Genomic DNA, 26713 nt, shown 5'->3' with positions numbered 1-26713 from the left:
CCATGTACAGCGTCGCCGTGCGGGCCCTCTGCGAATTCACCGCCAAAGGCGGTGACCTCGACCTGCGCTTCACGCCGGCACCGACCGCGCTGGAAGGCATCGCCGGCCATGCGCAGGTGGCCAGCCGCCGGGGCGAGGACTACCAGACAGAGGTCGCCCTGAGCGGTCAGTACGGCCCGCTGCAAGTGCGCGGCCGCGCCGATGGCTACGCTGCTGCGCAGAATCGCCTGGAAGAGGTGAAAACCTACCGCGGCGACCTGCAGCGGATGCCGGACAATCACCGGCGGCTGCACTGGGCGCAGGCGAAGGTCTATGGCTGGCTGCTCTGCCAGCAGCAGGGGCTGACGGAGATCGAACTGGCGTTGGTCTATTTCGAGGTCGGCAACCAGAAGGAGACCCTGTTCCTCGAACGCCACAAGGCGGAGGACCTGCGCCTGTTCTTCGACGCGCAGTGCCAGCGCTTCATCGCCTGGGCCGAGCGGGAAACCCACCACGTCGCGGCGCGCAATGCCGCCCTCGACGCCCTGGCCTTTCCCCATAGCGGGTTCCGCCAGGGCCAGCGCCAGCTCGCCGAAGCGGTGTACAAGGCGGTCAGCACCGGCTGCTGCCTGATGGCCCAGGCGCCCACCGGCATCGGCAAGACCCTCGGCACTCTGTTCCCCTTGCTCAAGGCCATGCCGCTCCGGGGTCTCGACAAGATCATCTTCCTCGCCGCCAAGACTCCTGGTCGACAGTTGGCTCTGGATACCCTGGCGCAAATCGACGCCTCGCCCTTGCGAGTGCTGGAACTGGTGGCCCGCGACAAAGCCTGCGCATACCCGGAGAACGCCTGCCACGGCGAGTCCTGCCCCCTCGCCCGGGGCTTCTACGAGCGCCTGCCGGCCGCCCGCGAAGCGGCGGCGGAACGCCGTTGGCTTGATCGCGATGCCATTCGCGACGTAGCGCTCGCCCATCAGGTCTGCCCCTACTACCTGGCCCAGGAAATGGCCCGCTGGAGTGACGTGGTGGTGGGCGACTACAACTACTACTTCGACAGCAGCGCCCTGCTCCATGGCCTCGCCAGCGTCAATCAGTGGCGTGTGGCGGTGCTGGTGGATGAAGCCCACAACCTGGTGGAGCGGGCACGCCGGATGTACTCGGCCGAACTCGACCAGTTCGGCCTCATGGCCCTGCGCAAATCGGTACCCGCTGTGCTGAAGAAGCCACTGGAACGGGTCGCGCGCCTCTGGAGCGAACTGAACAGGGAACAGGTCGAGGACTACCGCGCCTACGACACACCACCGCCCAAGCTGCTCAACGCCCTGCAGGGTGCGGTCACCGCCATCACTGACTACCTGGGCGATAACCCCACGGCAGTCGATCCCAACCTGCAGGACTTCTACTTCGACGCCCTGCACTTTGGCCGTCTGGCCGAACAGTTCGACAGTCATTCACTGTTCGATATCAGCAAGCGGCCCGGCAAAGGCGGACGCAGCCTGTCGCGCCTGTGTTTGCGCAACCTGGTGCCGGCGCCCTTCCTGGCCCCGCGCTTCGCTGCCAGCCGCTCCACGGTACTGTTTTCCGCCACCCTCAATCCGCGCCATTACTACAGCGACCTGCTGGGCCTGGCGCACAACACACCCTGGCTGGACGTGGACTCCCCCTTCCGCCCGGAGCAATTGCACGTGCGGGTGGCGTCGGAAGTGTCCACCCGCTACCAGAACCGCGCCGCCTCACTCGCCCCCATCGCCCGCCTGATGGCCGAGCAGTTCGCGGAGCGCCCGGGCAACTACCTGGCCTTTTTCAGCAGCTACGACTACCTGCAGCAGGTGGCCGACCTGTTCGCCCATGAACATCCTCACGTGCCGACCTGGCGCCAGGACCGGCAGATGGACGAGACCGCGCGCCAGGCCTTCATCCAGCGTTTCGAGGCGGGCGGCCAAGGCATTGGCTTCGCGGTGCTCGGCGGCGCCTTCGGCGAAGGCATCGACCTCCCCGGCGAGCGCCTCATCGGCGCCTTCGTCGCCACCCTCGGCCTGCCGCAGTTGAACCCGGTCAACGAGCAACTGAAGCAGCGCATGAACCTGCTGTTCGGCGCCGGTTACGACTACGCCTACCTCTATCCCGGCCTGCAGAAGGTGGTGCAGGCGGCTGGACGGGTCATTCGCACGCCCTCGGACCAGGGCGTGGTGCACCTGATAGACGATCGCTTCGCCCGGCCCGAGGTGCAACGCCTGCTACCGAACTGGTGGTCCATCGATTGCCCGTAGGGGCGAATGTCCTGATTCCAGCCGTCAAGTGATGCTGGCAAGCCTGTCCAAGAGGAAGAGCGCCCCGGGGGTGGCCGCCCTATCGCTGGCAGGCCCCCATATCGACCTTGCCCACGAAGGGGTTGCCGTACCCCATCACACAGGCCACCCGCTGATTGCGGTTGCGTTCCCAGGCTTCCACCGGGTACTGGCGGTTCCAGGCGTTGTAGAGCTTGCGATCCTGGCCGGAAAGGCGCAGGCCATAGCGATCGCTCATATAGAAGTAGGTCCGCGCAATCATCCCGCGGACCTGCTGGCGTGGCATCGCCTTGCGCGCCTTGAAGTCCACCACCATCGGGCAGGCGCCGTACTGGCTGGGCTTCTGCGGCAACCAGGCGAAGCCGTAGTTGCTGCGGTCGCCGTTCACCTCGCCAATGCTCGGCACCAGGTTGTGCAGGTCCGCCTCGGCACGCCGGTAGGCAGGATCGTTCTCCGCGCAATACTTGCGCCCGCCTTTCTGCCAACACTGCCGCTGATGGCCGATCACCCAGGCCGGCACTATGTGCTCCCACTCGATGCGACTGGCCCGCTGCGGCGCCTTTCGCGGGACATAGCCACAGCTTTTCAGGTCGACGCGATTGCCCTGGTAGCGGCAGCCGCAATAGAACTCCACCGGATGGGTCGCATAGAGCTTCCAGGCGATCTTCTTCGCCTCATTGAAAGTTCGGGGGGCGGCTGCTTCGGCTGCGACGGAAAACAGTAGGCAAAACAGCAGGATAGAGCGGGTCATCAAGCTTCTTCTTTCCCGGTACTGCGTCAGTGGGAAATGACTGACAGCATATTTTTCCTTTGGTTTAGTTGCTATCGGACGACGGCAACTGGTATCTGTATAAATATACAGTAATCAAGGAAAAATCCTATGCCTGTATCAGCCCCGATCCGCTTGCCAATGCCTGAACAGCCTGTTCCACAGAACAGCCCCCTGCCCTATCAGCTACCGCTGCCCTTCCCGCCTCGCGACCAGGTACGGCCCCTGATCGCCAGCCGGCAGCCGCACTGAATCCATCGAGGACACCCGGATGCTGGATGTACGCCAGTTGAAATACACCGTGAGCCGCATGGCGCCGGAAGAAATCCGCGAAGCGGTGGAAGAATTGCGCCTGGAAGGGCTGGTGACCGATGGCAAGACACCCTTCGGCCGCCTGCACTTCAACACCTGCCTGGCCGAGATCGAAGCGCTGTTCCAGCGCGCCGGCTACCACCGGCAACTGGATGTGGTGGGCTACCAGGGCCAGGCCTACGCCCTGTTCGACCCGGCCCGCTGGGAACCGGTACAGGTGCTCAGGTGGTTGAAGGACTACGTGGATTCGCGCCGGGAGGAGATCGCCTAAGGCGGGCCGCTGACCCTGCCAGGCGCCGATCAGCGCTTCTGCGCATAGGCCATGAACAGGCCACTGCCAACGATAATGGCGATGCCCAGAAGGCCGATCTGGTCGGGCGCATGCTTGAACAGCAGCAGCCCGAGCAAACCGGCAAAGACGATCTGCCCATAGCCGAAGGGCGCCAGCAGGGGTGGCGAGGCATGGCGGAATGCCTGGGTCAGCAACATGTGCCCACCCATGCCGCAGGCCCCCAGCGCCAGCATCAGCAGACTGTGGCCGGAGCTGTCCGGCAGGTGCCAGAAAAACGGCACCAGGGCGCTCATCAACAGCGTATTGGTCAGGCCGGTAATGAAGTTGCTGGTGGCCGAGCTATCGGTCCGGGCGAGGATGCGCGTCAGCAACTGGTAGAACGCGAAGCAAATGGCCGCCGCCAGCGGAAAGAGGATAGCCGGGGTGAACAAGGCGCTGCCCGGTCGCACGATCAGCAGCACCCCACCGAAGCCCACCAGCACCGCCATCCACTGCCCACGGGACACCCGCTCCTTCAGCAGCGGCACCGACAGTGCAGTGACCAGCAAAGGCGCCAGGAAGATCACCGATGTCGCCTCAGCCAAGGGAATGTGCCGCAGGCCGGTGGTGAACAACAGGCTCACCCCGACCAGGCACAGCGCCCGCACCACCTGCAGCAGCGGACGCTTGGTGCGCAGCACGCGCAATCCCTCGCGCGGCAGCAGGAAACCCGCCATCAGCAGCGTATGCACCAGATAGCGCACCCAGACCACCATCACGATGGGATAGAAGGCAGCGAGGTACTTGGCTATCGCGTCATGGCTGGAGAACAGGAAGGTGGCCAGGCATACCAGCACGATGCCTTTCAGCGGCTGGTCGACACGTGGCGACAGGGGGCTTTGCGAGCTCATCGGAGATCCGGGGGCGTCTGCGGCGAGGGACTGAGTAGCAGACTAACGGTTAGGCGCCTCAAGATATCGGCTAACCCTCGTCGGCTCAAGAGCCGGCCGATTGAGGCCGCCAGGAATCGCAGCGGCAGGCGAGTCATATTTCAACCATCATGTACAAAAAATTGAATTACAAATATCATCCAACTCACTGATCCCCCCTTGCCCGAGGAGTCGTCCATGCAATCCATCGTCATCGCTGGTTACGCCCGCTCGCCGTTCCACTTCGCCAAGAAGGGCGGACTGATCAACCTCCGCCCGGATGATCTGGCCGCCCAAGTGGTGAAAGGCCTGGTGGATCGCCTGGAGATCGATCCCCGGGAAATCGAGGACCTGATTCTCGGCTGTGCCTATCCCGAGGCCGAGCAGGGGATGAATCTGGCGCGCATCACCGGCTTCCTCGCCGGGTTGCCGGATACCGTGGCCGGCGCCACGATCAATCGCTTCTGTGGCTCTTCCATGAGCGCCATCCATTTCGCCGCCGGACAGATCCAGCTGGGTGCGGGCGAAGCCTTCGTCTGCGCTGGCGTGGAATCCATGACCCGCGTGCCCATGGGCGGCTTCAATATCTCGCCCAACCCCAAGCTGGTGAACGGTTACCCGCAGGCCTATATGGCCATGGGGCATACCGCAGAAGTCGTCGCCGAACGTTTCGAGGTCTCCCGCACCGATCAGGAAGCCATGGCCGTGGAGTCCCATCGCAAGGCTGCCGCAGCACGCGCCCAGGGTCTGTTGCAGGACGAAATCATCGCCATCGAAACGCCTGACGGCGTGGTGAGCGAAGACGGCTGCATTCGCCCCGGCACCAGCGCCGAAGCCCTGGCGCAGCTGAAACCGGCCTTCGGCGGCAGCGTCACGGCCGGTACGGCCTCCCCGCTCACCGATGGCGCAGCCGCGGTGTTCGTCTGCACCGAAGACTTCGCCACGCGCTGGAACCTGGACATCCTGGCGCGCATCAAGGCCGTGGCGGTGGTCGGCTGCCCGCCGGAGATCATGGGCATGGGCCCGCTCCATGCGACGCGCAAGCTGTTGCAGCGCAGCGGCCTGGACGCGAGCCAGATCGACCTGTTCGAGATCAACGAAGCCTTTGCCAGCCAGGCCCTGGCCTGCATCCGCGAGCTGAATATCGATCCGGCCAAGGTCAACCTGGACGGAGGCGCCATGGCAGTCGGCCATCCCCTGGGAGCCACTGGCGCACGCATCACCGGCAAGGCTGCCAGCCTGCTCAAGCGCGGCGGCGGCCGCTATGCCATCGCCACCCAATGCATTGGTGGCGGCCAAGGCATCGCGACCCTCCTGGAACAGGCCTGAGCGAACGGTCCGACGCCCGGCCCGACGTCGGATCGATTCCTCCCTCGCGCAACGGGCGATGTGAATTACAATCGCCATATCAATCGCGAACGAGGCGACCCACATGCGTTACCCCGAAGACCACAAAGCCGAAACCCACAAGCGCATCGTTGCCGAGGCGTCGCGCCGTTTCCGTGCCGACGGGATCGACGCCACCGGCCTGCAGCCGCTGATGAAGGCCCTGGGCCTGACCCACGGTGGTTTCTATGCGCATTTCAAATCCAAGGACGCCCTGGTGGAAGAAGCCCTGCAGGCAGCGGCGAATGACACCAGCGCCCAATGGGACAAGGCATTCTCCAAGGAACATGCGCTGAAAACCTTCTTCGAGCGCTACCTCTCGCCCCAGCATCGTGCCCACCCCGAACAGGGCTGTCCGCTGCCCACCATGTCGGCGGAACTCGGCCAGCGCGGCAACGCCAGCCCCATCACCGATGCCGTGCTGGTCGGCCTGCTGGAGCGTCTGGAGAAGGCAACCGGCAATACCGAACAGAGCGTGGCCATGCTCGCCACCCTGGTGGGCGCGCTGACGCTGTCCCGCAGCGTCGCCAGCGAGGAACTGTCGGACCGCATCCTCGACAACGCCCGCCAAAGCCTCATCGCCCAGGTGGAAGCCCTGGAAGCCGCCAAGGCCTGAGGGCGGCCATCCGTCGCCTGGCACACCGCGCCCTCGGCATTCGCCGAGGGCGGCCTATGCTTTCCAGATCGGCTCCAGCAGGCTGCACCTGGGTTGCACCCTACTCCGCCAAACCTGCCCCCTATCGCTGAAGGCCCGAGAACCCAAGGCCCCGCACCAATAAAGTGCAACTTTTTCCGCGCCGGATTACGACCTTTCATCAGGATAACGGCACCCTGCATACGACCTTTGGTTGCACCCGGTTGCACCCCTTGTGGGACATCGTTACTCTTTGCGCCGCTATGCCGTGCGGACACGGCTGAAAAGAGGACAAGAAATGGCTACGAGCACCACCCTTGGCGTGAAACTGGACGAGGCTACCCGCGACCGTCTCAAGGAAGCTGCGCGCAGGATCGAGCGCACCCCGCATTGGCTGATCAAGCAAGCGATCTTCAGCTACCTCGAGGCACTGGAAAGCGGCATGACTCTGCCGGAACTCCAGGGTATCGCCCAGCGCCTGGCCGAGGGTGACCACGACGCGCTCGAAGCCCTCCCCGAGTCCGCTCACCAGCCGTTCCTCGACTTCGCCGAAAGCATCCTGCCGCAGTCCGTGCTGCGCGCGGCCATCACCGCCGCCTACCGTCGCCCCGAGCAGGAAGCCGTGCCCATGCTGCTGGAGCAGGCCCGCCTGCCCGCCGAGATGGCCGACGCCGCCTACAAGCTCGCCTATGGCATCGCCGAGAAGCTGCGCAACCAGAAGAGCGCCGGCGGCCGTGCCGGTATCGTCCAGGGCCTGCTGCAGGAATTCTCCCTGTCCTCCCAGGAAGGCGTGGCGCTGATGTGCCTGGCCGAGGCCCTGCTGCGTATCCCGGACAAGGGCACCCGCGACGCCCTGATCCGCGACAAGATCAGCACCGGCAACTGGCAGCAGCACCTGGGCCAGAGCCCGTCCATGTTCGTCAACGCCGCCTCCTGGGGCCTGCTGATCACCGGCAAGCTGGTGTCCACCCATAACGAGGCCGGCCTTTCCAGCTCGCTGAACCGCATCATCGGCAAGAGCGGCGAGCCGGTGATCCGCAAGGGCGTGGACATGGCCATGCGCCTGATGGGCGAGCAGTTCGTCACCGGCGAAACCATCGCCGAAGCCCTGGCCAACGCCACCAACTTCGAAGCCAAGGGCTTCCGCTACTCCTACGACATGCTTGGCGAAGCGGCCCTGACCGAAGAAGACGCCCAGCGCTACTACGCCTCCTACGAGCAGGCCATCCACGCGATCGGCAAGGCCTCCCACGGTCGCGGCATCTACGAAGGCCCGGGCATTTCCATCAAGCTTTCCGCCTTGCACCCGCGCTACAGCCGTGCCCAGTACGAACGCATGATGGGTGAACTGTATCCGCGCCTGCTGTCGCTGACCCAACTGGCCAAGCGCTACGACATCGGCCTGAATATCGACGCCGAAGAAGCGGACCGCCTGGAAATCTCCCTCGACATGCTCGAGCGCCTCTGCTTCGAGCCGTCCCTGAAAGGCTGGAACGGCATCGGCTTCGTCATCCAGGCCTACCAGAAGCGCTGCCCGTACGTGATCGACTACGTCATCGATCTCGCCCGCCGCAGCCAGCACCGCCTGATGATCCGCCTCGTGAAGGGCGCCTACTGGGACAGCGAGATCAAGCGTGCCCAGGTCGACGGCCTGGAAGGCTTCCCGGTTTACAGCCGCAAGGTCTACACCGACATCTCCTACATCGCCTGCGCGCGCAAGCTGCTGGGTGTGCCGGACGCCATCTACCCGCAATTCGCTACCCATAACGCCCACACCCTGTCGGCCATCTACCAGATCGCCGGGCAGAACTACTACCCGGGCCAGTACGAATTCCAGTGCCTGCACGGCATGGGCGAGCCGCTGTACGAGCAGGTGGTGGGCAAGGTCGCCGACGGCAAGCTGAACCGTCCGTGCCGCATCTACGCCCCGGTCGGTACCCATGAAACCCTGCTGGCCTACCTGGTTCGCCGCCTGCTGGAGAACGGTGCCAACACCAGCTTCGTCAACCGCATCGCCGACCACAGCATCTCCATCAAGGAGCTGGTGGAAGACCCGGTGGCCAGCGCCGAAGCCATGGCCACCGTCGAAGGCGCCCTGGGCCTGCCGCACCCGCGCATCCCGCAGCCCAAAGCCCTCTATGGCGAAGCCCGTCTGAACTCCAGCGGCATCGACATGGCCAACGAACACCGCCTGGCCTCCCTGTCCAGCGCCCTGCTGAGTTCCGGCCATGCCGACTGGCGCGCCGAACCCATGCTTGGCTGCCCGGCCAGCGAAGGCCAGAGCGAGCCCGTGCTGAACCCGGCGGACCATCGCGACGTGGTCGGCCACGTGCAGAACGCCAGCACCGCTGACGTCGGCAATGCCATCCTGGCCTCCATCACCGCCGCGCCGATCTGGCAATCCACCCCGCCGGTGGAGCGCGCCGCCGCCCTGGACCGCGCCGCCGACCTGATGGAAGCCGAGATCCAGCCGCTGATGGGCATCCTCGTCCGCGAAGCCGGCAAGACTTTCAACAACGCCATCGCCGAAGTGCGCGAAGCCGTGGACTTCCTGCGCTACTACGCGGCCCAGGCCCGTCACGACTTCGCCAACGACAGCCACCGTCCGCTGGGCCCGGTGGTGTGCATCAGCCCGTGGAACTTCCCCCTGGCGATCTTCACCGGCCAGGTGGCCGCGGCGCTGGCCGCCGGCAACACCGTGCTGGCCAAGCCCGCCGAGCAGACCCCGCTGATCGCCGCCCAGGCCGTGCGCATCCTGCTCCAAGCGGGCGTTCCGGAAGGCGTGGTGCAACTGCTGCCAGGTCTCGGCCACACCGTGGGCGCCGCCCTGGTGAGCGACGAGCGCGTCAAAGGCGTGATGTTCACCGGCTCCACCGAAGTGGCCGGCATTCTGGCCCGCAACGTTGCCGGCCGCCTGGACGTCCAGGGCCGCCCGATCCCGCTGATCGCCGAGACCGGCGGCCAGAACGCCATGATCGTCGACTCCTCCGCCCTCGCCGAGCAGGTGGTGACCGACGTGATCGCCTCGGCCTTCGACAGCGCCGGTCAGCGCTGCTCTGCCCTGCGCGTACTCTGCGTGCAGGAAGATGTGGCCGATCGCGTGGTGGAAATGCTCAAGGGCGCCATGGCCGAGTGCCGCATCGGCAACCCCGAGCACCTGAACGTGGACATCGGCCCGGTGATCGACGCCGAAGCCAAGGCCAACATCGACAAGCACATCCAGTCCATGCGCAGCAAAGGCCGCAGCGTGTTCCAGATCGCCCGCACCGAGGGCGACGTGATGCAGCGCGGCACCTTCGTGATGCCGACTCTGATCGAACTGGACAGCCTCGCCGATCTGGAACGCGAAATCTTCGGCCCGGTGCTGCACCTGCTGCGCTACAAGCGTGAGGACCTGGACGACCTGCTCGACCAGATCAATGCCACCGGCTACGGCCTGACCCTGGGCGTGCACACCCGCATCGACGAAACCATCGCCAAGGTGGTGGACAAGGCCCATGCCGGCAACCTCTACGTCAACCGCAACATGGTCGGCGCCGTGGTCGGCGTGCAGCCCTTCGGCGGCGAAGGCCTGTCCGGTACCGGCCCGAAGGCTGGCGGTCCGCTCTACATGTACCGCCTCCTAGCGACCCGTCCGGCCGACGGCGTGAGCCGCACCTTCCAGCGCCTGGACGGCGGTGTCAGCGCCGATGCGCAACAGCGTGACAGTCTGCGCGAACGCCAGGGCAAGCCCCTGGAAGCCCTCAAGGCCTGGGCCGCGAAGAACGGCAAGGACAGCCTGGCCAGCCTCTGCGACAGCTTCGCCGAGCAGTCCCAGAGTGGCCTCAGCCGCGTACTCCCCGGCCCGACCGGCGAGCGCAACACCTACGTGCTGCTGCCCCGCGAGGCCGTGCTCTGCCTGGCCGACGACGAAGCCGACCTGCTGACGCAGTTGGCCGCCACCCTGGCCGTAGGCAGCAGTGCGCTCTGGGGCACCAGCGAACTGACCGGCAAGCTGCGCGGCGCCCTGCCGAAAGCGGTCCAGGCGCGCGTCCAACTGGTCGCCGACTGGACCCAGTCCGAAGTCAGCTTCGACGCCGTCCTGCACCACGGCCACTCTGACCAGCTACGTAGCGTCTGCCAGCAGGTCGCATCCCGCAAAGGGCCGATCATCGGCGTCCAGGGGCTGTCCCAGGGCGAGACAGCGATCCCGCTGGAACGCCTGCTGATCGAGCGCGCCATCAGCGTCAACACCGCCGCCGCCGGCGGCAACGCCAGCCTGATGACCATCGGCTGACGCCTCGCCGCGCCCAGCGGCGCGGCATCGTTCCACCCCGGCGGGTGCTCACAAGGCGCGCGCTGGACGCAACACCGGAGGCATCGCCTCCAGGCGGACCGCCTTACCGGGCGACTCCGCCCTTCTCTTCGACGGTTGGCTGTCATTCACTGACGGCAATGGGGGCACGCCACAAGCGTGCCCCCTTTTTTTGGGTTCTTCGCGGAGTCTGGGGGAAGAGCGCGTTGACAGTCAGGGAAGTGGGTAAATTGGCAGTCGCCAAACGAACCAACCCCCACTCCCTGCTGCCGCCGTGCATCCTATTGATCTTGCCCAGTTCTGGCCAGGCTACGAAGTCGTCGCCTGTCGCCCCTCTGCCGACAACACCCTGCTGATCGAACTCAAGCCTCGAGCCGACGCCATCCCCGAATGTGGGCGCTGCGGCCAAGCTTGTCCGCTGATCCATGAGTGCCGACTGCGTCGGGTACGCGATCGCGACTTGCTCGACCAGCGCGTTCTGCTCCAGGTGCCGGTGCGCCGCGTTGACTGCCTGCGCTGTGGGCGGGTGACCGAGCGGATCGCCTGGCTGGAGCCGGCGTCACGCCTGACGCGGCGCTTGCAGGCCTGGCTCGAGGCTTTGCTGCAACTGCTGCCGATCAGCCACGTCAGCCGCCTCACCGGCTTGCACTGGCACACGCTCAAGCAGCTCGATAAACGTCGCCTGGAAGCCGCCGTCGGCGCGTTCGATCCGGGCGAGGTGCGCCGGTTGGTGATGGACGAGTTCGCCCTGCACAAGGGCCATCGCTACGCCACGGTGATCATGGATGCCGAGCGGACACGGGTGCTGTGGGTGGGGCATGGCAACAGCCGTGAGGCGATTCGTCCGTTCTTCGAGCTGCTCGGCGAGCGCTGCCAACAGATCGAGGCGGTGGCGATGGACATGAACACCGCGTTCGACCTGGAGGTGCAGCGGCATTGCCCGCAGGCCGAAGTGGTGTACGACCTCTTCCATGTGGTGGCGCGCTACGGCCGCGAGGTGATCGACCGCATCCGGGTCGACCAGGCCAACCTGCTGCGCCAGGACAAACCGGCGCGCAAGGTGGTCAAGCAGAGCCGCTGGCTGTTGCTGCGCAACCGCGAGAGTCTGAAGGACGGGCAAGCCGTGCAGTTGCAGGAGCTACTCGACGCCAACCAGCCGCTGGCCACGGTCTACGTGCTCAAGGATGCCCTGAAGGAAGTCTGGTACGCCCCCACTGTGCGAGAGGGCTGGCGGCGCTGGCGAAGTTGGCTACGGCATGCTCGGGACAGCGGTCTGGCGCCGCTCCAACGCTTTGCCCGGAATCTGCGCAAATACGCCCGGGGCATCCTCGCCAGCGCCCGCTTCCCCCTGCACACCAGCGTCCTGGAAGGCGTGAACAACCGCATCAAGGTGATCAAACGGATGGCCTACGGCTTCCGGGACTCCCACTACTTCTTCCTGAAAATCAAGGCCGCCTTCCCCGGGAAAGCGCGATGAACCTTTTTTTGCCCGACTGTTCAGCCAGGGCGTTTCTTATGGGAGCGAATTTATTCGCGATCCGACGGTGCAGCCGGCCCAAGCCTGAATCGGGCAGGACTTCGTCCTGCTTCGCGATTGAAATCGCTCCTACCAGTGCATCGCCGAGTTCATTTGCCACCCAGGATCAGACAGGTGGTGGAACCGGTCGCATAGAGCTTGCCGTCCACATCGTAGATGCGCCCTTCCGCCAGGGCGGTCGAGCGGCCGACATGGATAATGCGCCCCTCGGCGCGCACCGGGCCGGTCTGGGTGGTCAAGGCCCGGATGTAGCTGATACGCAGGTCAGTCGTGGTGTAGCCCTGCCCTTTCTCCAGGTTGGCGTGGATAGCACAGCCCATGGCCGAGTCCAGCAGAGTCGCGGCATAGCCGCCGTGGACCGAGCCTATGGGGTTGTAGTGCTTCATCTGCGGCAGGCCCTGGAAGACGAAACGCTCCTTCGACCATTCGATAGGCACGAAGCCCATCAGCTCGCCAATCGGCGGCGCCGGCAGCTCGCCGCGACCGATGCCGTCGAAGAACTCCAGGGGACTCAGCGCTGCCACATCCATGATGCTCATGGTGCCGGGCTTCAGACGTGCGCGGATTTCAGCCTCGGCCGCCAGCCAGACTTGCAGTTTCTCTTCACGGGACAAATCGCTCATCGGGTCATCTCCTAACCGTTGGGCCGAGTTAAATGCTAGCCATAATATATCTCGACCACAGAAAACCGGAACGCCCGTTCGGAGGTTCCGGTTCGGATTCAGAGGCTCATTTGCTTGGCGATGATCTCGTTCATGATTTCCCGCGTACCGCCTCCGATGGAGAGGATGCGGTTGTCGCGGTAAAGGCGCTCCACCAGGCTCTCGCGCATGTAGCCCATGCCGCCGAGCAACTGCACCGCATCATAGGTCAGGCGATCAGCCACATCGGTGGCAAAGTTCTTGGCCATGGAGATTTCCTTGATGACGCTTTTTCCCGCCGCCATCGCCGCCGCCTGGCGGTAGGTGAACTCGCGGGAGACCTCCAGCTGAGTGGCCATTTCCGCCAGTCGATGCTTGAGCACCTGGAACTTGCCGATCGGCTTGCCGAAGGCCTCTCGCTCACCGGCCCATTGGAGAGACTCCTCCAGCGCAAGCTGTGCTGTCATGTTGGCCATGACGGCCAGGGCCAGGCGCTCGCTCTGGAAGTTGGCCATGATGCAGGCGAACCCCATGTTCTCCATGCCGATCAGGTTCTCCGCCGGCACCTTGCAGTCATCGAAGAACAACTCGGCGGTATCCGAGGCCCACCACCCCATCTTCTTCAGCTTGCGGCCCACGGTGAATCCCGGCGTGCCCTTTTCCACCAGCAGCAGGCTGACGCCGCCGAACCCCTCGCCGCCGGTGCGCACCGCCACCGTGTAGTAGTCCGCCCGCACGCCGCTGGTGATGAAGGTCTTGCTGCCGGTAACGCGGTAGCAATCCCCCTCTCGTACCGCACGGGTCCTGAGGCTTGCCACATCGGAGCCACCGGAAGGCTCGGTGATCGCAAGGGCCATGATCTTCTCCCCCGCCAGCACCTGCGGAACGATGCGCTCGCGCAATACCTGCCGCCCCCACTTGATCACCGGCGGCAGGCCGATATCCAACGAGCCCAGCCCGGCCACCAGGCCGCCGGAACCGCTGCGCATCAGTTCTTCACTCGCTGCCACCTTGGCGAACAGGTCACCTTCATGGCTGCCGCCGAACTGCTCGGGATAGCCAATGCCAAGAATGCCGGCCGCGCCTGCCTTCAGGTAGAGGTCGCGGGGAAACTCCTCCGCTTCTTCCCACTCGGCGATATGGGGCAGGATTTCCCGCTCGACGAAGCGACGCACCGCGTCCCGCACCAGTTGATGGGACTCGTCGAAGTATTCCTGATAGGCGGACATGGCAAGGCTCCCAGGTAAGATCGATTGAACTTACCGAGCGCTTGCTTGGTTTTCAAGGCGAGACTTGTGCCATCGGCAAGGCCGTATCAGCCGCAGCCGTTCATCTCAGAGCCCGATCGGGCGACGCCCCGCCAGGGCGTGGGCCAGGGTGCCGCCATCCACCAACTCCAGCTCGCCACCCAAGGGCACACCATGGGCGATACGGGAAACAGTGATGGACTTGGGCGCCAGCAACTGGGCGATGTAGTGGGCGGTGGCCTCACCCTCCACCGTGGGGTTGGTGGCCAGGATCACCTCGGCGAATTGCCCGGCCTCGATGCGCACCAATAATTCGGGGATACCGATGGCTTCCGGACCCAGGCCATCCAGCGGCGACAGGTGCCCCTTGAGCACGAAGAAGCGCCCGCGATAGCCCGTTTGCTCGACGGCGAACACATCCAGCGGACCTTCCACGACGCAGAGCAGCGAGTCGTCGCGACGCGGATCGGCACACTGGGGGCAAAGCGCCTCCTCGCTCAGCGTCCGGCACTGCTGGCAATGCCCCACCCCTTCCATTGCCGCCGTCAGCGCCTGGGCCAGGCGCAGGCCACCGCTGCGGTCGCGCTCCAGCAACTGCAACGCCATGCGCTGCGCCGTCTTCTGGCCCACACCGGGCAGGATGCGCAACGCGTCGATCAGTTGGCGAATCAGCGGGCTGAAGCTCATGTATCAGTTCCGGAAAGGAATAGCATTGCACGGAGTGAGTGGCGATCAGGCGACGTGCAGGACAAGGCGCCGACGGATGAGGAACCGGAGTGTGCTGCGGCACATGAGGATTCCGAATCCGGCGGCAACGCCATCAAGCGCGCCGATTGGGCATCACGCTTTTCAGAAGGGCATCTTGAAGCCGGGCGGAAGCTGCAGCCCCGCCGTCATGCCGGCCATTTTCTCCTGGTTGTTCTGCTCGATCTTGCGCACGGCGTCGTTCACCGCGGCAGCGATCAGGTCTTCGAGGATTTCCTTGTCTTCCTGCATCAGGCTGTCGTCCAAGGTGACGCGCTTGACATCATGACGACCGGTCATCACCACACTCACCAGGCCGGCGCCGGACTGGCCGGTAACTTCGGCATTGGCCAGCTCTTCCTGCATCTTCTGCATCTTTTCCTGCATTTGCTGGGCCTGCTTCATCAGGCCTGCCATGCCACCTTTCATCATGGTGATTGTCCTCAGCGGTCAAGGGGTTCAATGGTGTCGGCGCGCACCTGGGCACCGAACAGTTCGATCATTTTCAGCACCAGCGGATCGCTGGCAATGGCCTCTTCGGCCTGGCGCTGACGAGCGGCACGCTTGCGCGCGGCAGCCTGGGCAGGGGTTTCCTGCTCCGGACGGCGCACTTCGACTTCCAGCTTCAGGGTACGCCCATGGTACTGGTTCAGCGCATCGTTCAGACGACGCTGCTGGTTGGCGTTGAACAGCGCGCTCTGCGCCGGGTCCAGGTGCAGACACCAGACGTCGTTCTCCACCGACACCAGGGTGCAGTTCGCACCGATATTGCCGGTCATGCCGGACAACCCCAGGCGCGGGAACAGGTCGAGCCATTCGGCGGCCAGGCCCGTGGCCGGCTGCGCGGCTGGCAGCACTTCGACTTCGGCGGCAGGTGCTTCGGCAGGACCGAAGTCATCCATGTAGGCGATGCTGTCGGTATCAGCCTCGTAATAGTCGTCGTAATCGCCGGGCGGCGGATCGTCGTCGACATCGCTGGCCGCGACGGCGATGGCTGGTTCGGGGGCCGCAATTGGCGCGACGGCGATCTGCGCGGGCTCGACCGGCGCAGCCGACACAGGCTCCGCAACGGGTTGAGGTTCGAGTTTGGGCGTCGTCGCAGGACTGGCCGACTCCTCCCACGGCAGGTCGACCACTTCCGCGGCAGGCGCGACGGCCGCCACAGCGGGCTCAGCCTCGACCACGGGCTCCGGAGCGACCTCAACAACCGGCGCGGCGGCAAGCGTCGGGGGCGTCTCGGCCTCCGGTACGGAAGCCGGGACATCGGCAAGCGCGGCTGGCGCATCGATCACCGGAGCCGGAGCCGGAGCCGGAGCCGGAGCCGGAGCCGGAGCCGGAGCCGCAACAGGCTCGCTGACGATCGGTGCCGGCGCAACGACCGTAGCAGGTGTCTGCACGGGCGCGGGTGCCGGCGCGGCAACGACTACCGGAGCCGGCGAGGCGGCTCCGGCCACTGGTTTGTTCTGGGGATCAGTCGTGGCCTGGCTGATCCCCGGGTCCTTTAGCACCACCTTCGGTGTGCCTTCGGCGTCCGCTGGGCGGAACGCCAGCATGCGCAGCAGCACCATCTCGAAGCCGCTGCGCGGGTCCGGCGCCAAGGGTAGGTCACGCCGGCCGATCAGGCCCATCTGGTAGTAGAACTGCACGTCTTCGCCGGGCAGGGCCTGCGCCAGCGCCAGCACGCGCTCGCGGTCGCCCTGGCCATTATCGACGGCATCCGGCAGCACCTGGGCGACGGCCACGCGGTGCAGCACATTGAGCATTTCGGAAAGGACGCCATTCCAGTCAGGCCCCTGCTCCGCCAACTGGCGAACGGCCTCCAGCAGCGCACGGGCATCGCCCTGCAGCAGCGCATGGAGCACGCCATACACCTGCCCATGGTCGAGAGTGCCAAGCATGGCGCGCACATCGGCGGCCAGCACTTTGCCTTCACCGAAGGCGATGGCCTGGTCGGTCAGGCTCATGGCATCGCGCATGGAGCCATCGGCGGCGCGGCCCAGCAGCCAGAGGGCGTCGGGCTCGAAAGGCACGTTCTCGGCACCGAGCACATGGGTCAGGTGCTCGACCACACGCTCCGGCGGCATGTTCTTCAGGGAGAACTGCAGGCAGCGGGAGAGGATGGTGACCGGTAGCTTCTGCGGATCGGTGGTGGCCAGCAGGAACTTGACGTGGGGCGGCGGCTCTTCGAGGGTCTTCAGCAGTGCGTTGAACGAGTGCGTGGACAGCATGTGCACTTCGTCAATCAGGTAGACCTTGTAGCGCCCACGGCTGGGTGCGTACTGCACGTTATCCAGCAGTTCGCGGGTGTCTTCCACCTTGGTCCGGCTGGCGGCGTCCACTTCGATCAGGTCGACGAAACGCCCCTCATCGATCTCCCGGCAGACCGAGCACTGGCCGCAAGGGGTGGAGCTGATGCCGGTCTCGCAATTCAGGCACTTGGCCAGGATGCGCGCGATGGTGGTCTTGCCCACTCCCCGGGTGCCCGTGAACAGGTAGGCGTGGTGCAGGCGCTGGTTGTCCAGGGCATTGATCAAGGCTTTCAGCACATGGGTCTGGCCGACCATTTCGCGGAACGAGCGCGGACGCCATTTGCGTGCAAGAACCTGATAACTCATTGAAAACCATCGCGTCTGGGGAGCAGAAGGAGCTAATGCTAGCGGAGCGATGAGCAAATTGCATCCGATGCGAACGGCACCCTGTTCAATCGGCACAACAACGGGCATTGTGGGCCACCATCTCCAGACGAGGGAGCACAATGCGCTCGTTTGTCCTCGCCCTTCTTCTCTGTTGGAGCACCGCCGGCGCTGCGGCATCGACCACATTGCGCTTCTCGGCGGTGGACAGCTGGGCCATGCCCCTGGCCGAATTCGAAGAGAATCGGCTGGTCGGCGGTATCGTCCACGAACTGATCGAGCGCCTGGCACAACGCCTCGGCGTAATCGCCCAGATCCAGGTCCTGTCGCGCAACCGGGTGGCACTGGCGCTGCAGCAGGGCGAGATCGACGTGCGCTGCTACATCAGCCCGAAATGGATTTCCGACGGCGACGATTATCTCTGGAGCGTGCCCGTCCTCTCTCAGCGCGACCTGATCGTGGCCCGCCAGGGCAGTGAACCGCTTTCCAGCCCCGACGCCATCTCCGGGGGAAACATCGGCACCGTCCTGGGTTACACCTATCCGCGCCTGCAACACCTGTTCGATCGCGGCTCCCTGCAGCGCGACGAGGCCCGCAACCAGCAACTGGTGCTGCAGAAACTGCTGGTCGGCCGCTACCGCTACGCCCTGAGCAACGAACTGGCGCTGGACTGGTTCAATCGAAGCCTGCCGAACGAGAGCCGCCTGATAGACGTCGGCGTACTGGACGAAGAGCCTGTGAGCTGCCTGGTGCGCAATGACCCGGCGCTACCCACCCAGCAAATCCTTCGCGCACTGGTGCAGATGAAGGAATCAGGAGAGATCGAGGAAATTCTGGCGCGCTATCGCTGAGCATCGTGCAGATAAAAGGCAGTCCCGCGGCGCCCCTCGCCCACAGCCGCAGACTGGAGCCTCCCAGTGGCCGCGAGCGGCGAATCTCGCGACCAGAAAACCGGGGACAAAGAAATCAGGCACCACGATCTGGAAGCGGTAGACCGAGAGGCGGGACAACAGCAGTAGAAAGGCGCAGAAGACACGGGCGAATCACTCCCTGCACCACCGTGCAGCTCCGGAGCGAAAACCGTTAGGGATCAATCAGCAGGAGAGATTGGAGGTGACCCCACCAGCCACACCCCGGCACACGATTTCACCGCTGCGGCTGCTCCCTTCCGGGCCTGACCGGGTTCACGGCTGATCGTTGCGGGGGGACCGGCAGGGCCACCATCACGCGGCTCGCCAGATCGGCGAGCCGCGCCATTGTACCGGCTCCTTGCCAACTTACAACCGGTAAAACCGTTTTCCTTACAAGCACTTGCGGATCAGGCCCGGAAGCGCCGTGCGACCGGGCCGGGCCGCTGGAAAGTCGCTGAAGGCGCGGGCCGTCCTGGACGCTCTGTTCCAAAGCCGGTGACGCCGCGATGGAAGGTCGCCGTAAGGCGAGCGATATCCGCGATGACGCCGCCTGTTCATCGCAGAGGCTGGTGATTGGGGTTCGCCACGCCATCGATACGCAGAGTCGGCGACGACCGGTTGCGTCAAATCGACGCAAACACCGGCCACGCGCACAGGCTCAACGGGCCTTTTGTGTTAGTTTCACCAGCCGTTGCGGCCCATACCCACGACCGCCGCCGCACTTCCGGACGCGCCGCTTGTCTCAGCGGTGCCGGCGCGATCGACCAGGCCACAAGCCAGACACTCATTGAATGGAGCAACACCAATGGCACTCACCAAAGACCAGCTGATCTCTGACATCGCGGAAGCGACTGACACCACCAAGGCCGCCGTGCGCGCCGTACTGGATCAGCTCAGCGAGATCGTCAGCGACTCCCTGGAAAACAGTGATGAGATCACCCTGCCGGGGATCGGCAAGCTGAAAGTCAGCGAGCGCCCTGCCCGCACCGGCCGCAACCCGCAGACGGGCAAGGCCATCGAGATCGCCGCGAAGAAAGTGGTCAAGCTCGTACCGGCCAAGGCCCTGACCGACGCGATCAACAAGTGATGCAAAAGGGGCGGACCGACAGGTCCGCCCCTTCCGAATCGCCTCGCGCAACGCCCCTCAGCCCAGCTTCTCCAGTTCCACCAGGAACTGCTCCTCATCCAACACCCGGATACCCAGCTCGTTGGCCTTGGCCAGCTTGGAGCCCGCCCCCGGCCCCGCCACTACGCAGTGGGTACGCGCCGACACCGAGCCCGCCACCTTGGCCCCCAGCGCCTCCAGCTTCTCCTTGGCGACTTCCCGGCTCATGACCTCCAGCGTGCCGGTCAGCACCCAGGTTTGCCCAGCCAGCGGCAGGCCTTCCACGACCTTCTTCTGACTTTCCCAATGCATGCCGAACTCGCGCAGCTGGGCCTCGATTGCCTGGGCGCGACCGACGTTGTCGTCCAGCGCGAAGAACTCGCGCAGGGACTGCTTGGCCTTTTCGTTCAAGCCTTTCATCACGCTGAGGTCAAGCCAGTCGCGGGCCAGGGTGATGAGCCCCTGGAGGCTGACGGTCTTTTCCGCCAGGTTCTTCGCACCGGTGGTGGCGATACCGGAAATATTGAGTTTGTCGATGAAACCCGCGAAGGTCGCGCAAGCAGCGAACTCAGGCGCGAGATCCCCCTCTTCCTGCAGCTCGATACCGCGATCCAGCAGGTCGCGGATAACCTTCTGGTTGTGGCCATCGCTGAAGAAAGCGTGAATTTCGTGGGCCACTTCCAGGCCGACGTCCGGCAGATAGGTCAGCACATCCGGCAGCGCCCGCTGGATACGCGCCAGGGAGCCAAGGGCGCGAGCCAGCAGCTTGGCGGTTTCCTCGCCCACATCCGGAATGCCCAGGGCGTAGATGAAGCGCGCCAGGCTGGGCTTGCGGCTGTCGGCGATGGCACTCAGCAGGTTGCGGGTGGACAGGTCGGCAAAACCCTCCAGCGCCACCACCTGTTCATACCGAAGCGTGAACAGATCCGCCGGCGACGCCACCAGGCCCGTGTCGACCAACTGCTCGACGATCTTGTCGCCCAGGCCTTCGATGTCCAGGGCGCGGCGGGAAGCAAAGTGGATGATCGCCTGCTTCAACTGGGCGCCGCAGGCAAGTCGGCCGACGCAGCGATAGATCGCCCCTTCACTGGTGGTTTCCTTGCCCTTGCCGCGCTTGATCAACTGGGTGCGCTCGACGGCGGAGCCGCAGACCGGGCAATGCTCGGGGATATGCACGGCACGCGCACCTTCCGGGCGACGCTCCAGCACGACCTGCATCACCTGGGGGATCACATCGCCAGCACGGCGGATGATCACGGTATCGCCGACCCTCAGGTCCAGGCGCGCCACTTCATCCATGTTATGCAGGGTGGCATTGGACACGGTGACGCCGGCGACCTGCACCGGCTTGAGCCGTGCCACGGGGGTCACCGCACCGGTACGGCCAACCTGGAACTCCACGTCCAGCAGCTCAGTGAGCTCCTCCCGCGCCGGGAACTTGTGGGCCAGGGCCCAGCGCGGCTCACGAGCGCGAAAGCCCAGCTCGCGCTGCCAGGCCAGGTTGTTGAGTTTGTAGACCACGCCGTCGATCTCGTAGGCGAGGCCGTCGCGACGCTCGCCGATGTCGCGGTAGTAGTCCAGGCAGCCCTGGGCGCCCGTTACCCGCTTCAGCTCGCGACTGATGGGCAGGCCCCACCCCTTGAGGGCCTGAAGAATGGCGAACTGGTTGTCCGGCAGCTCGCCCTCCACGCGGCCAAAGCCGTACGCGCAGAACTCCAGGGGGCGGCTGGCGGTAATCCTGGCGTCCAGTTGCCGCAGGCTGCCGGCTGCGGCGTTGCGCGGGTTGGCGAAGGTCTTGGCCCCCTGCTCCAGGTTGCGGGCATTGAGCGCCTCGAAGCCGGCCTTGGACATGTAGACCTCGCCACGCACTTCGAGTACGGCCGGCCAACCCTCGCCCTGCAGCCTCAGCGGCACATTGCGGATGGTCCGTACGTTGCTGCTGATGTCCTCGCCCGTGGTGCCATCGCCACGGGTGGCACCGCGAACCAGCACGCCGTTCTCGTACAGCAGGCTCACCGCCAGGCCGTCGAGCTTGGGTTCGCAGGTGTACTCCACCGCAGGCCCGTCGCCAAACAGATCGCCGCCGGGTAGCAGTTCGCCCAACCCCTCGCGCACACGGCGGTCAAAGTCCAGCAAGTCCTGCTCTTCGAAGGCGTTGCCCAGGCTGAGCATGGGAACTTCATGACGCACCTCGCCGAAGGCCGAGAGTGCCGCACCGCTGACCCGCTGGGTCGGCGACTCCGGCGTCACCAGCTCCGGATGCTCGGTCTCCAGAGCCTGCAGCTCGCGAAACAGCCGATCGTATTCGGCATCGGGCACGCTGGGCTCGTCCAGCACGTAGTAGCGGTAGTTGTGCGCATCCAGCTCGGCGCGCAGCGCGTGGATGCGTTCGGCGGCGGTTTGGGCATCGGTCATGGTCAGGCTCGTTCTCTTGAAACAAAAAGAGCAGCCTGGGCTGCTCTTTCGTTGACTGGGCGCCAGATCAGCGCTTCGGGGTCAGGTGCTTGCGCTCGAATTCGACGATGCGCTGGCGATAGTGCTCGATGGTCTGGGCAGTCATCACGCTGCGCTGGTCATCCTTCAGCTCGCCGTTCAGTTCCTGGGACAGCTTGCGGGCGGCGGCGACCATCACGTCGAAGGCCTGCTTCGGATGACGCGGGCCCGGCAGGCCGAGGAAGAAACTCACGGCGCGGGTGCTGAAATGGTCGATATCGTCCAGGTCGAAAGTGCCCGGTTTGACGCCATTGGCCATGGAGAACAGCACTTCGCCGTTGCCGGCCATGCTCTCGTGGCGATGGAAGATGTCCATGGCGCCGAAACGCAGGCCGCTCTCCAGAATGTTCTGCAGCAGGGCCGGGCCTTTGAAGCCGGCCTCGTCGCGCGACACGACGTTGATTACCAGGACTTCCTCGACCGGAACCTCCTGGGCCTGCACCTGAGGATGGACCTTGCCGTTCTTCTTGCCCTCATCAACCGGGTTGAGCAGCGTCGGTACCGGCTCGTCGAGGTTCAGGTCGCCCTGCTGCGGCTCGCCGCGGCGCTTGCCGGCTTCGCGGGCACTGAGGGACGGCAGGTCTTCCTCGTCCAGGGATGGCTCCTGGTGCGAGCGCTCCTTGACCCGGGCCGGGCCGAGCAGATTCGGATCTTCATCGTCGTCAGCGACATTGGAGAAACTGCGATCCAGCTTGAACTTGAGCTTCCCCTTGCCGCCACTCATGCGGCGCCAACCATCGAACAGAATGCCGGCGATTACGATGATGCCAATGACAATCAGCCACTCGCGCAGACCGATATCCATTTAGTCCTGTGTCCCCTAGTGAAAAATGCAAACAGATAATGGTGAAAAAAGGACATCCCGTCCCCTGAAACGTGGCGCCCAACTCCATGTTCTGACTGGCGTTTTCCACGTGCGACAAAATTGGGCATAAAGCTAGCACGACCAGCCCAGCAGAGAAACCTCTGATAGAGGCTTACACCGGCGCCAACGCGAATTTGATCCTCCGCGCCTTCCGGAGTTCGCGTCGGCCCGGCCACTAGGCTTCGACCATCGACATCGCCTCCTCCACATCCACCGCCACCAGGCGCGAACATCCGGGTTCGTGCATGGTCACGCCCATCAGTTGGTCGGCCATTTCCATGGCGATCTTGTTGTGGGTGATATAGATGAATTGCACTTTCTCGGACATTTCCTTCACCAGACGCGCATAACGGCCGACGTTGGCGTCATCCAGCGGCGCATCCACTTCGTCGAGCATGCAGAACGGGGCCGGATTGAGCTGGAAGATGGCGAAGACCAGGGCCAGCGCGGTGAGGGCCTTTTCGCCGCCGGAGAGCAGGTGGATGGTGCTGTTCTTCTTGCCCGGCGGACGCGCCATGATGGCCACCCCGGTGTCCAGCAGGTCTTCGCCGGTCAGCTCCAGGTAGGCATGGCCGCCGCCGAAGACCTTCGGGAACAGTGCCTGCAGCCCGGCATTGATCTGGTCGAAGGTTTCCTTGAAGCGGTTGCGGGTTTCCTTGTCGATCTTGCGGATGACGTTTTCCAGGGTCTCCAGGGCTTCCACCAGGTCGTCGTTCTGTGCGTCCAGGTAGCGCTTGCGCTCGGACTGCTGCTGGTATTCGTCGATAGCTGCGAGGTTGATCGGACCAAGGCGCTGGATGCGCGCCGCAAGGCGCTCCAGTTCTTCGTCCCAGGCGGACTCGGTGGCGTCGGCCGGCAGCGTGGCGAGCACACCGTGCAGGTCGTAGCCATCCTCGTGGAGCTGATCCTGCAACGCCTTGCGACGCACCGTCAGGGCCTGCCATTCAAGGCGCTGCTGCTCCAGCTGGCCGCGCAACAACTGCGACTGCTGTTCGGCCTGGGTGCGGCGCTTCTCGGCGTCACGCAGTTCGCGGTCGGCGTCTTCCAGGGCCAGCCGCGCCTGCTTGAGTTCTTCCTCCACCCCCAGACGTCTTTCCAGCAGCTCTTCGAGCTTCATGCGCAGCTCTTCCAGTGGCGCGGCGCCCTCCTCCAGGTTGAGGCTGAGCTGTTCGCGGCGCTCGTTGAGGCGCTCGAACTGCTGGGCCAGCCGTTCCAGGGCCTGGCGGGTGGAATCGTGCTGCGCCCGCAGCGAGCCGACGCGCACCGCCAGTTGATGGGCGTGATCCTTGTGCTGGCGCGCCTCCTGGCGGATGCGATCGAGGCGTTCGCGCAGACCGTCGCGCTCGGCCAGGAACTTCTCGCGCTGCTCGGTATCGCTGGCCATGGCGTCCAGTGCATCCTGCAGGGTCAGCCGGGCTTCACCCAACTGCTCATGCTCCAGGGCGCGTTGCTCGTCCAGCTCGCGGAGTTCTTCTTCCAGGCGGCGACGGCGCAGGGCCAGTTGCTCCACCTTGGCCTGCTGGGCGGACAGGCGAGCCTTGAGTTCGCCCAGGACGCGGGACTCGTCCTGCAACAGGCGACGCTGCTGTTCGCGGCGCTCTTCCTGCTGACGCTGGCTGTCGCGCAGTTGCTGCAAGCGCTCTTCCAACTGCTCCAGGCTGGCTTCGCGCTCCCCACGCTCGGCATGCAGGCGTTCCAGCTCCTGGCCACGGGCCAGCAGGCCACTTTCCGCCTCGCTGGCGCGACGCACCCGCAGGAAGTTCCGGCCGACCCAGTAGCCGTCACGGCTGATCAGGCTTTCGCCCTCGCCGAGAGCCCCGCGACGGGCCAGGGCCTGGTCGAGACTTTCCACCGGCAGCACGTTGGCCAGCCAGGGCGCCAGGTCCAACGGCGCTTCGACCCTGTCCAGCAGGCTGCCGGGCGCACGCGCGCCGCCTTGGCCAGCACTGGCCAGACGCAGTTCGCCCTGGCTGAATCCGGACAGATCGAGACCGCTCAAATCATCCAGCAGCACGGCCTGCAGATCGGCGCCCAGCACAGTCTCCACCGCCAGTTCCCAGCCCTGCTCCACCCGCAACCCTTCGGCCAGGCGCGGGCGATCGGCCAGGTTGTGTTCTCGCAGCCACTCGGCGGCGCCCTTGCCGGGGTTCAGCGCGGCCTGCTGCAAGGCTTCCAGGGACGCAATGCGGCCGTTCAGGCGCTGCAGCTCGCCTTGGGCTTCCTGCTGGGCGCGGATGGCTTGTTGCAGGTCTTCACGCACGCCGTCGAGGCGTTCAGCAAGGCCCTGCTCGGCGGCCTGGAGTTCCTCCAGGCGCATCTCGCCGACGGCCAGCTCCTCAAGCATGTCCTGGACGGCGGCGTCTTCCGGGTCGGCGGACAACTGGGCGCGCTCGTCATTGAGACGGCGCTCGCGCTCCAGCAGGCGTTCCAGGCTCTGCTCCAACTGCTGGATGCGCGCTTGCTGCACTTCGGCCTGGCGGCGCGGCTCGGCGCTGCGCTGGTTGAAGCCGTCCCACTGCTCCTGCCAGGCCTGCATGCCGGTTTCGGCTTTTTCCAGTTGAGCGGCGGCCTCTTCGGCAGCGGCGGCGCTCATTTCCTGCTCGGGCCCGAGCATGTCCAATTCTTCGCCCAGGGTGGCGAGCAGGGTGCGATCGTGGCCGAGGTGGGATTCGGTTTCCTGGCGCGCCCGCTCGGCATCGCGCAGATCGTCCTGCAATTGCCGCAGGCGCTGCTGCCCGTGCTGGATGCTCTGCTCGACGCGGGCGATGTCGCCGCCCACGGAATAGAAACGCCCCTGCACCAGGTTGAAGCGCTCGGACAGCTCATGGTGGCCGTCACGCAGGCGCTCGATGCTGGCGTCGGCATTGCGCTGCTCGGCCACCAGGGCCTCGAAGCTGACTTCCTGATTGCCGATCACCGCCTCGCGCTGGCCAACCTGTTCATTCAGCGCCCGCCATTTCAGGGCGGCGAGCTGGGCCTTGAGTTGACGCTCCTCGGCCTTGTACTCCTGGTACTTCTCGGCGGACTGGGCCTGACGGTGCAGGCGCTCCAGCTGGCGCTCCAGCTCTTCGCGCAGGTCGGTCAGGCGTGCCAGGTTCTCCTGGGTACGGCGGATGCGGCTCTCGGTTTCGCGGCGGCGCTCCTTGTACTTGGAGATGCCAGCGGCTTCCTCGATGAAATTGCGCAGGTCCTCGGGCTTGGCTTCGATCAGCTTGGAGATCATCCCCTGCTCGATGATCGAGTAACTGCGCGGCCCGAGACCGGTGCCGAGGAAAATGTCGGTGATGTCGCGGCGCCGGCACTTGGTGCCGTTGAGGAAATAGGTGTTCTGGCCGTCGCGGCTGACGCGGCGGCGGATGGAAATCTCGGCGAAGGCGGCGTATTCGCCCACCAGGCTGTTGTCGGAATTGTCGAAGATCAGTTCGATGCTGGCCTGGGCCACCGGCTTGCGCGTGTTGGAGCCATTGAAGATGACGTCGGTCATCGACTCGCCACGGAGGTTCTTCGCCGAACTCTCGCCCATTACCCAGCGAACGGCGTCGATGATGTTCGACTTGCCGCAACCATTGGGGCCGACCACGGCCGCCATGTTGCTGGGGAAGCTGACGGTGGTCGGGTCCACGAAGGACTTGAACCCGGCCAGCTTGATGCACTTCAGCCGCATCGGAGCGCTCC

The 26713-nt window shown here is 65.1% G+C and carries 18 protein-coding genes and 1 other RNA gene; 8 read left to right on the top strand and 11 right to left on the bottom strand.

What is annotated here, in order from left to right; genetic code table 11:
• Positions 1–2: 2 nt before the first annotated feature.
• Complete coding sequence (locus PJW05_RS10640) at positions 3–2249, top strand: ATP-dependent DNA helicase (protein WP_271411675.1); 2247 nt, start codon at positions 3–5, stop codon at positions 2247–2249.
• A gap of 79 nt (positions 2250–2328) precedes the next feature.
• Here the strand turns inward: PJW05_RS10640 and PJW05_RS10635 are convergent, their stop codons facing one another.
• Positions 2329–3018 carry an endonuclease gene (locus tag PJW05_RS10635; protein WP_442969225.1) on the bottom strand — a complete coding sequence of 230 codons (690 nt, stop codon included), beginning with the start codon at positions 3016–3018 and terminating at the stop codon, positions 2329–2331.
• Positions 3019–3307: 289 nt separating this feature from the next.
• On the opposite strand from PJW05_RS10635, the gene PJW05_RS10630 reads away from it, so the two are divergent.
• The gene (locus PJW05_RS10630) at positions 3308–3619 is read left to right on the top strand and encodes a transcriptional regulator (RefSeq protein ID WP_271411673.1); all 312 of its coding nucleotides are present in this window, start codon (positions 3308–3310) and stop codon (positions 3617–3619) included.
• A 29-nt stretch (positions 3620–3648) separates the two neighbouring features.
• Here the strand turns inward: PJW05_RS10630 and PJW05_RS10625 are convergent, their stop codons facing one another.
• On the bottom strand, positions 3649–4530 hold the full coding sequence (locus tag PJW05_RS10625) for a DMT family transporter (RefSeq protein WP_271411672.1): 882 nt from the start codon (positions 4528–4530) through the stop codon (positions 3649–3651).
• Between the two features lie 216 nt (positions 4531–4746).
• On the opposite strand from PJW05_RS10625, the gene PJW05_RS10620 reads away from it, so the two are divergent.
• From PJW05_RS10620 to PJW05_RS10605, 4 genes are all read left to right on the top strand, one after another.
• Entirely contained in the window at positions 4747–5877 is a 1131-nt protein-coding gene (locus PJW05_RS10620) for a thiolase family protein (RefSeq protein ID WP_271411671.1), read from the top strand.
• Between the two features lie 103 nt (positions 5878–5980).
• Positions 5981–6550: a TetR/AcrR family transcriptional regulator gene (locus PJW05_RS10615; RefSeq protein ID WP_271411670.1), complete on the top strand. Its 570-nt coding sequence runs from the start codon at positions 5981–5983 to the stop codon at positions 6548–6550.
• Positions 6551–6866: 316 nt separating this feature from the next.
• Positions 6867–10844, top strand: coding sequence for a trifunctional transcriptional regulator/proline dehydrogenase/L-glutamate gamma-semialdehyde dehydrogenase (gene putA / locus PJW05_RS10610; protein WP_271411669.1), 3978 nt, complete (start codon positions 6867–6869; stop codon positions 10842–10844).
• Between the two features lie 292 nt (positions 10845–11136).
• The gene (locus tag PJW05_RS10605; RefSeq protein ID WP_271408251.1) at positions 11137–12339 is read left to right on the top strand and encodes an ISL3 family transposase; all 1203 of its coding nucleotides are present in this window, start codon (positions 11137–11139) and stop codon (positions 12337–12339) included.
• Between the two features lie 149 nt (positions 12340–12488).
• Here the strand turns inward: PJW05_RS10605 and PJW05_RS10600 are convergent, their stop codons facing one another.
• From PJW05_RS10600 to dnaX, 5 genes are all read right to left on the bottom strand, one after another.
• The gene (locus PJW05_RS10600) at positions 12489–13022 is read right to left on the bottom strand and encodes a PaaI family thioesterase (RefSeq protein ID WP_271411668.1); all 534 of its coding nucleotides are present in this window, start codon (positions 13020–13022) and stop codon (positions 12489–12491) included.
• A 98-nt stretch (positions 13023–13120) separates the two neighbouring features.
• Complete coding sequence (locus tag PJW05_RS10595) at positions 13121–14269, bottom strand: acyl-CoA dehydrogenase family protein (RefSeq protein WP_271411667.1); 1149 nt, start codon at positions 14267–14269, stop codon at positions 13121–13123.
• 105 nt (positions 14270–14374) lie between these two features.
• Positions 14375–14974, bottom strand: coding sequence for a recombination mediator RecR (gene recR, locus PJW05_RS10590; protein WP_271411666.1), 600 nt, complete (start codon positions 14972–14974; stop codon positions 14375–14377).
• Positions 14975–15136: 162 nt separating this feature from the next.
• Positions 15137–15463: a YbaB/EbfC family nucleoid-associated protein gene (locus PJW05_RS10585; protein WP_044874918.1), complete on the bottom strand. Its 327-nt coding sequence runs from the start codon at positions 15461–15463 to the stop codon at positions 15137–15139.
• 11 nt (positions 15464–15474) lie between these two features.
• On the bottom strand, positions 15475–17646 hold the full coding sequence (gene dnaX, locus PJW05_RS10580; RefSeq protein WP_271411665.1) for a DNA polymerase III subunit gamma/tau: 2172 nt from the start codon (positions 17644–17646) through the stop codon (positions 15475–15477).
• A 140-nt stretch (positions 17647–17786) separates the two neighbouring features.
• On the opposite strand from dnaX, the gene PJW05_RS10575 reads away from it, so the two are divergent.
• A complete protein-coding gene (locus PJW05_RS10575; RefSeq protein WP_271411664.1) occupies positions 17787–18515 on the top strand; it encodes a substrate-binding periplasmic protein in 729 nt (242 codons plus the stop codon).
• 266 nt (positions 18516–18781) lie between these two features.
• Here PJW05_RS10575 and ffs read toward each other — a convergent pair.
• Positions 18782–18878, bottom strand: an RNA gene (gene ffs, locus PJW05_RS10570) — signal recognition particle sRNA small type.
• Between the two features lie 502 nt (positions 18879–19380).
• On the opposite strand from ffs, the gene PJW05_RS10565 reads away from it, so the two are divergent.
• The gene (locus tag PJW05_RS10565; RefSeq protein ID WP_271411663.1) at positions 19381–19662 is read left to right on the top strand and encodes an HU family DNA-binding protein; all 282 of its coding nucleotides are present in this window, start codon (positions 19381–19383) and stop codon (positions 19660–19662) included.
• Between the two features lie 57 nt (positions 19663–19719).
• Here the strand turns inward: PJW05_RS10565 and ligA are convergent, their stop codons facing one another.
• From ligA to smc, 3 genes are all read right to left on the bottom strand, one after another.
• A complete protein-coding gene (gene ligA, locus PJW05_RS10560) occupies positions 19720–22095 on the bottom strand; it encodes an NAD-dependent DNA ligase LigA (RefSeq protein ID WP_271411662.1) in 2376 nt (791 codons plus the stop codon).
• Positions 22096–22162: 67 nt separating this feature from the next.
• Positions 22163–22978 carry a cell division protein ZipA gene (zipA, locus tag PJW05_RS10555; protein ID WP_271411661.1) on the bottom strand — a complete coding sequence of 272 codons (816 nt, stop codon included), beginning with the start codon at positions 22976–22978 and terminating at the stop codon, positions 22163–22165.
• 235 nt (positions 22979–23213) lie between these two features.
• Positions 23214–26702, bottom strand: a complete 3489-nt coding sequence (smc, locus tag PJW05_RS10550; RefSeq protein WP_271411660.1) for a chromosome segregation protein SMC — start codon at positions 26700–26702, stop codon at positions 23214–23216.
• Positions 26703–26713: the final 11 nt, after the last annotated feature.

This window comes from Pseudomonas sp. Q1-7 (genome assembly GCF_028010285.1).
Lineage (GTDB): Bacteria > Pseudomonadota > Gammaproteobacteria > Pseudomonadales > Pseudomonadaceae > Metapseudomonas.
This window is presented reverse-complemented; position numbering and strand designations above follow the sequence as displayed.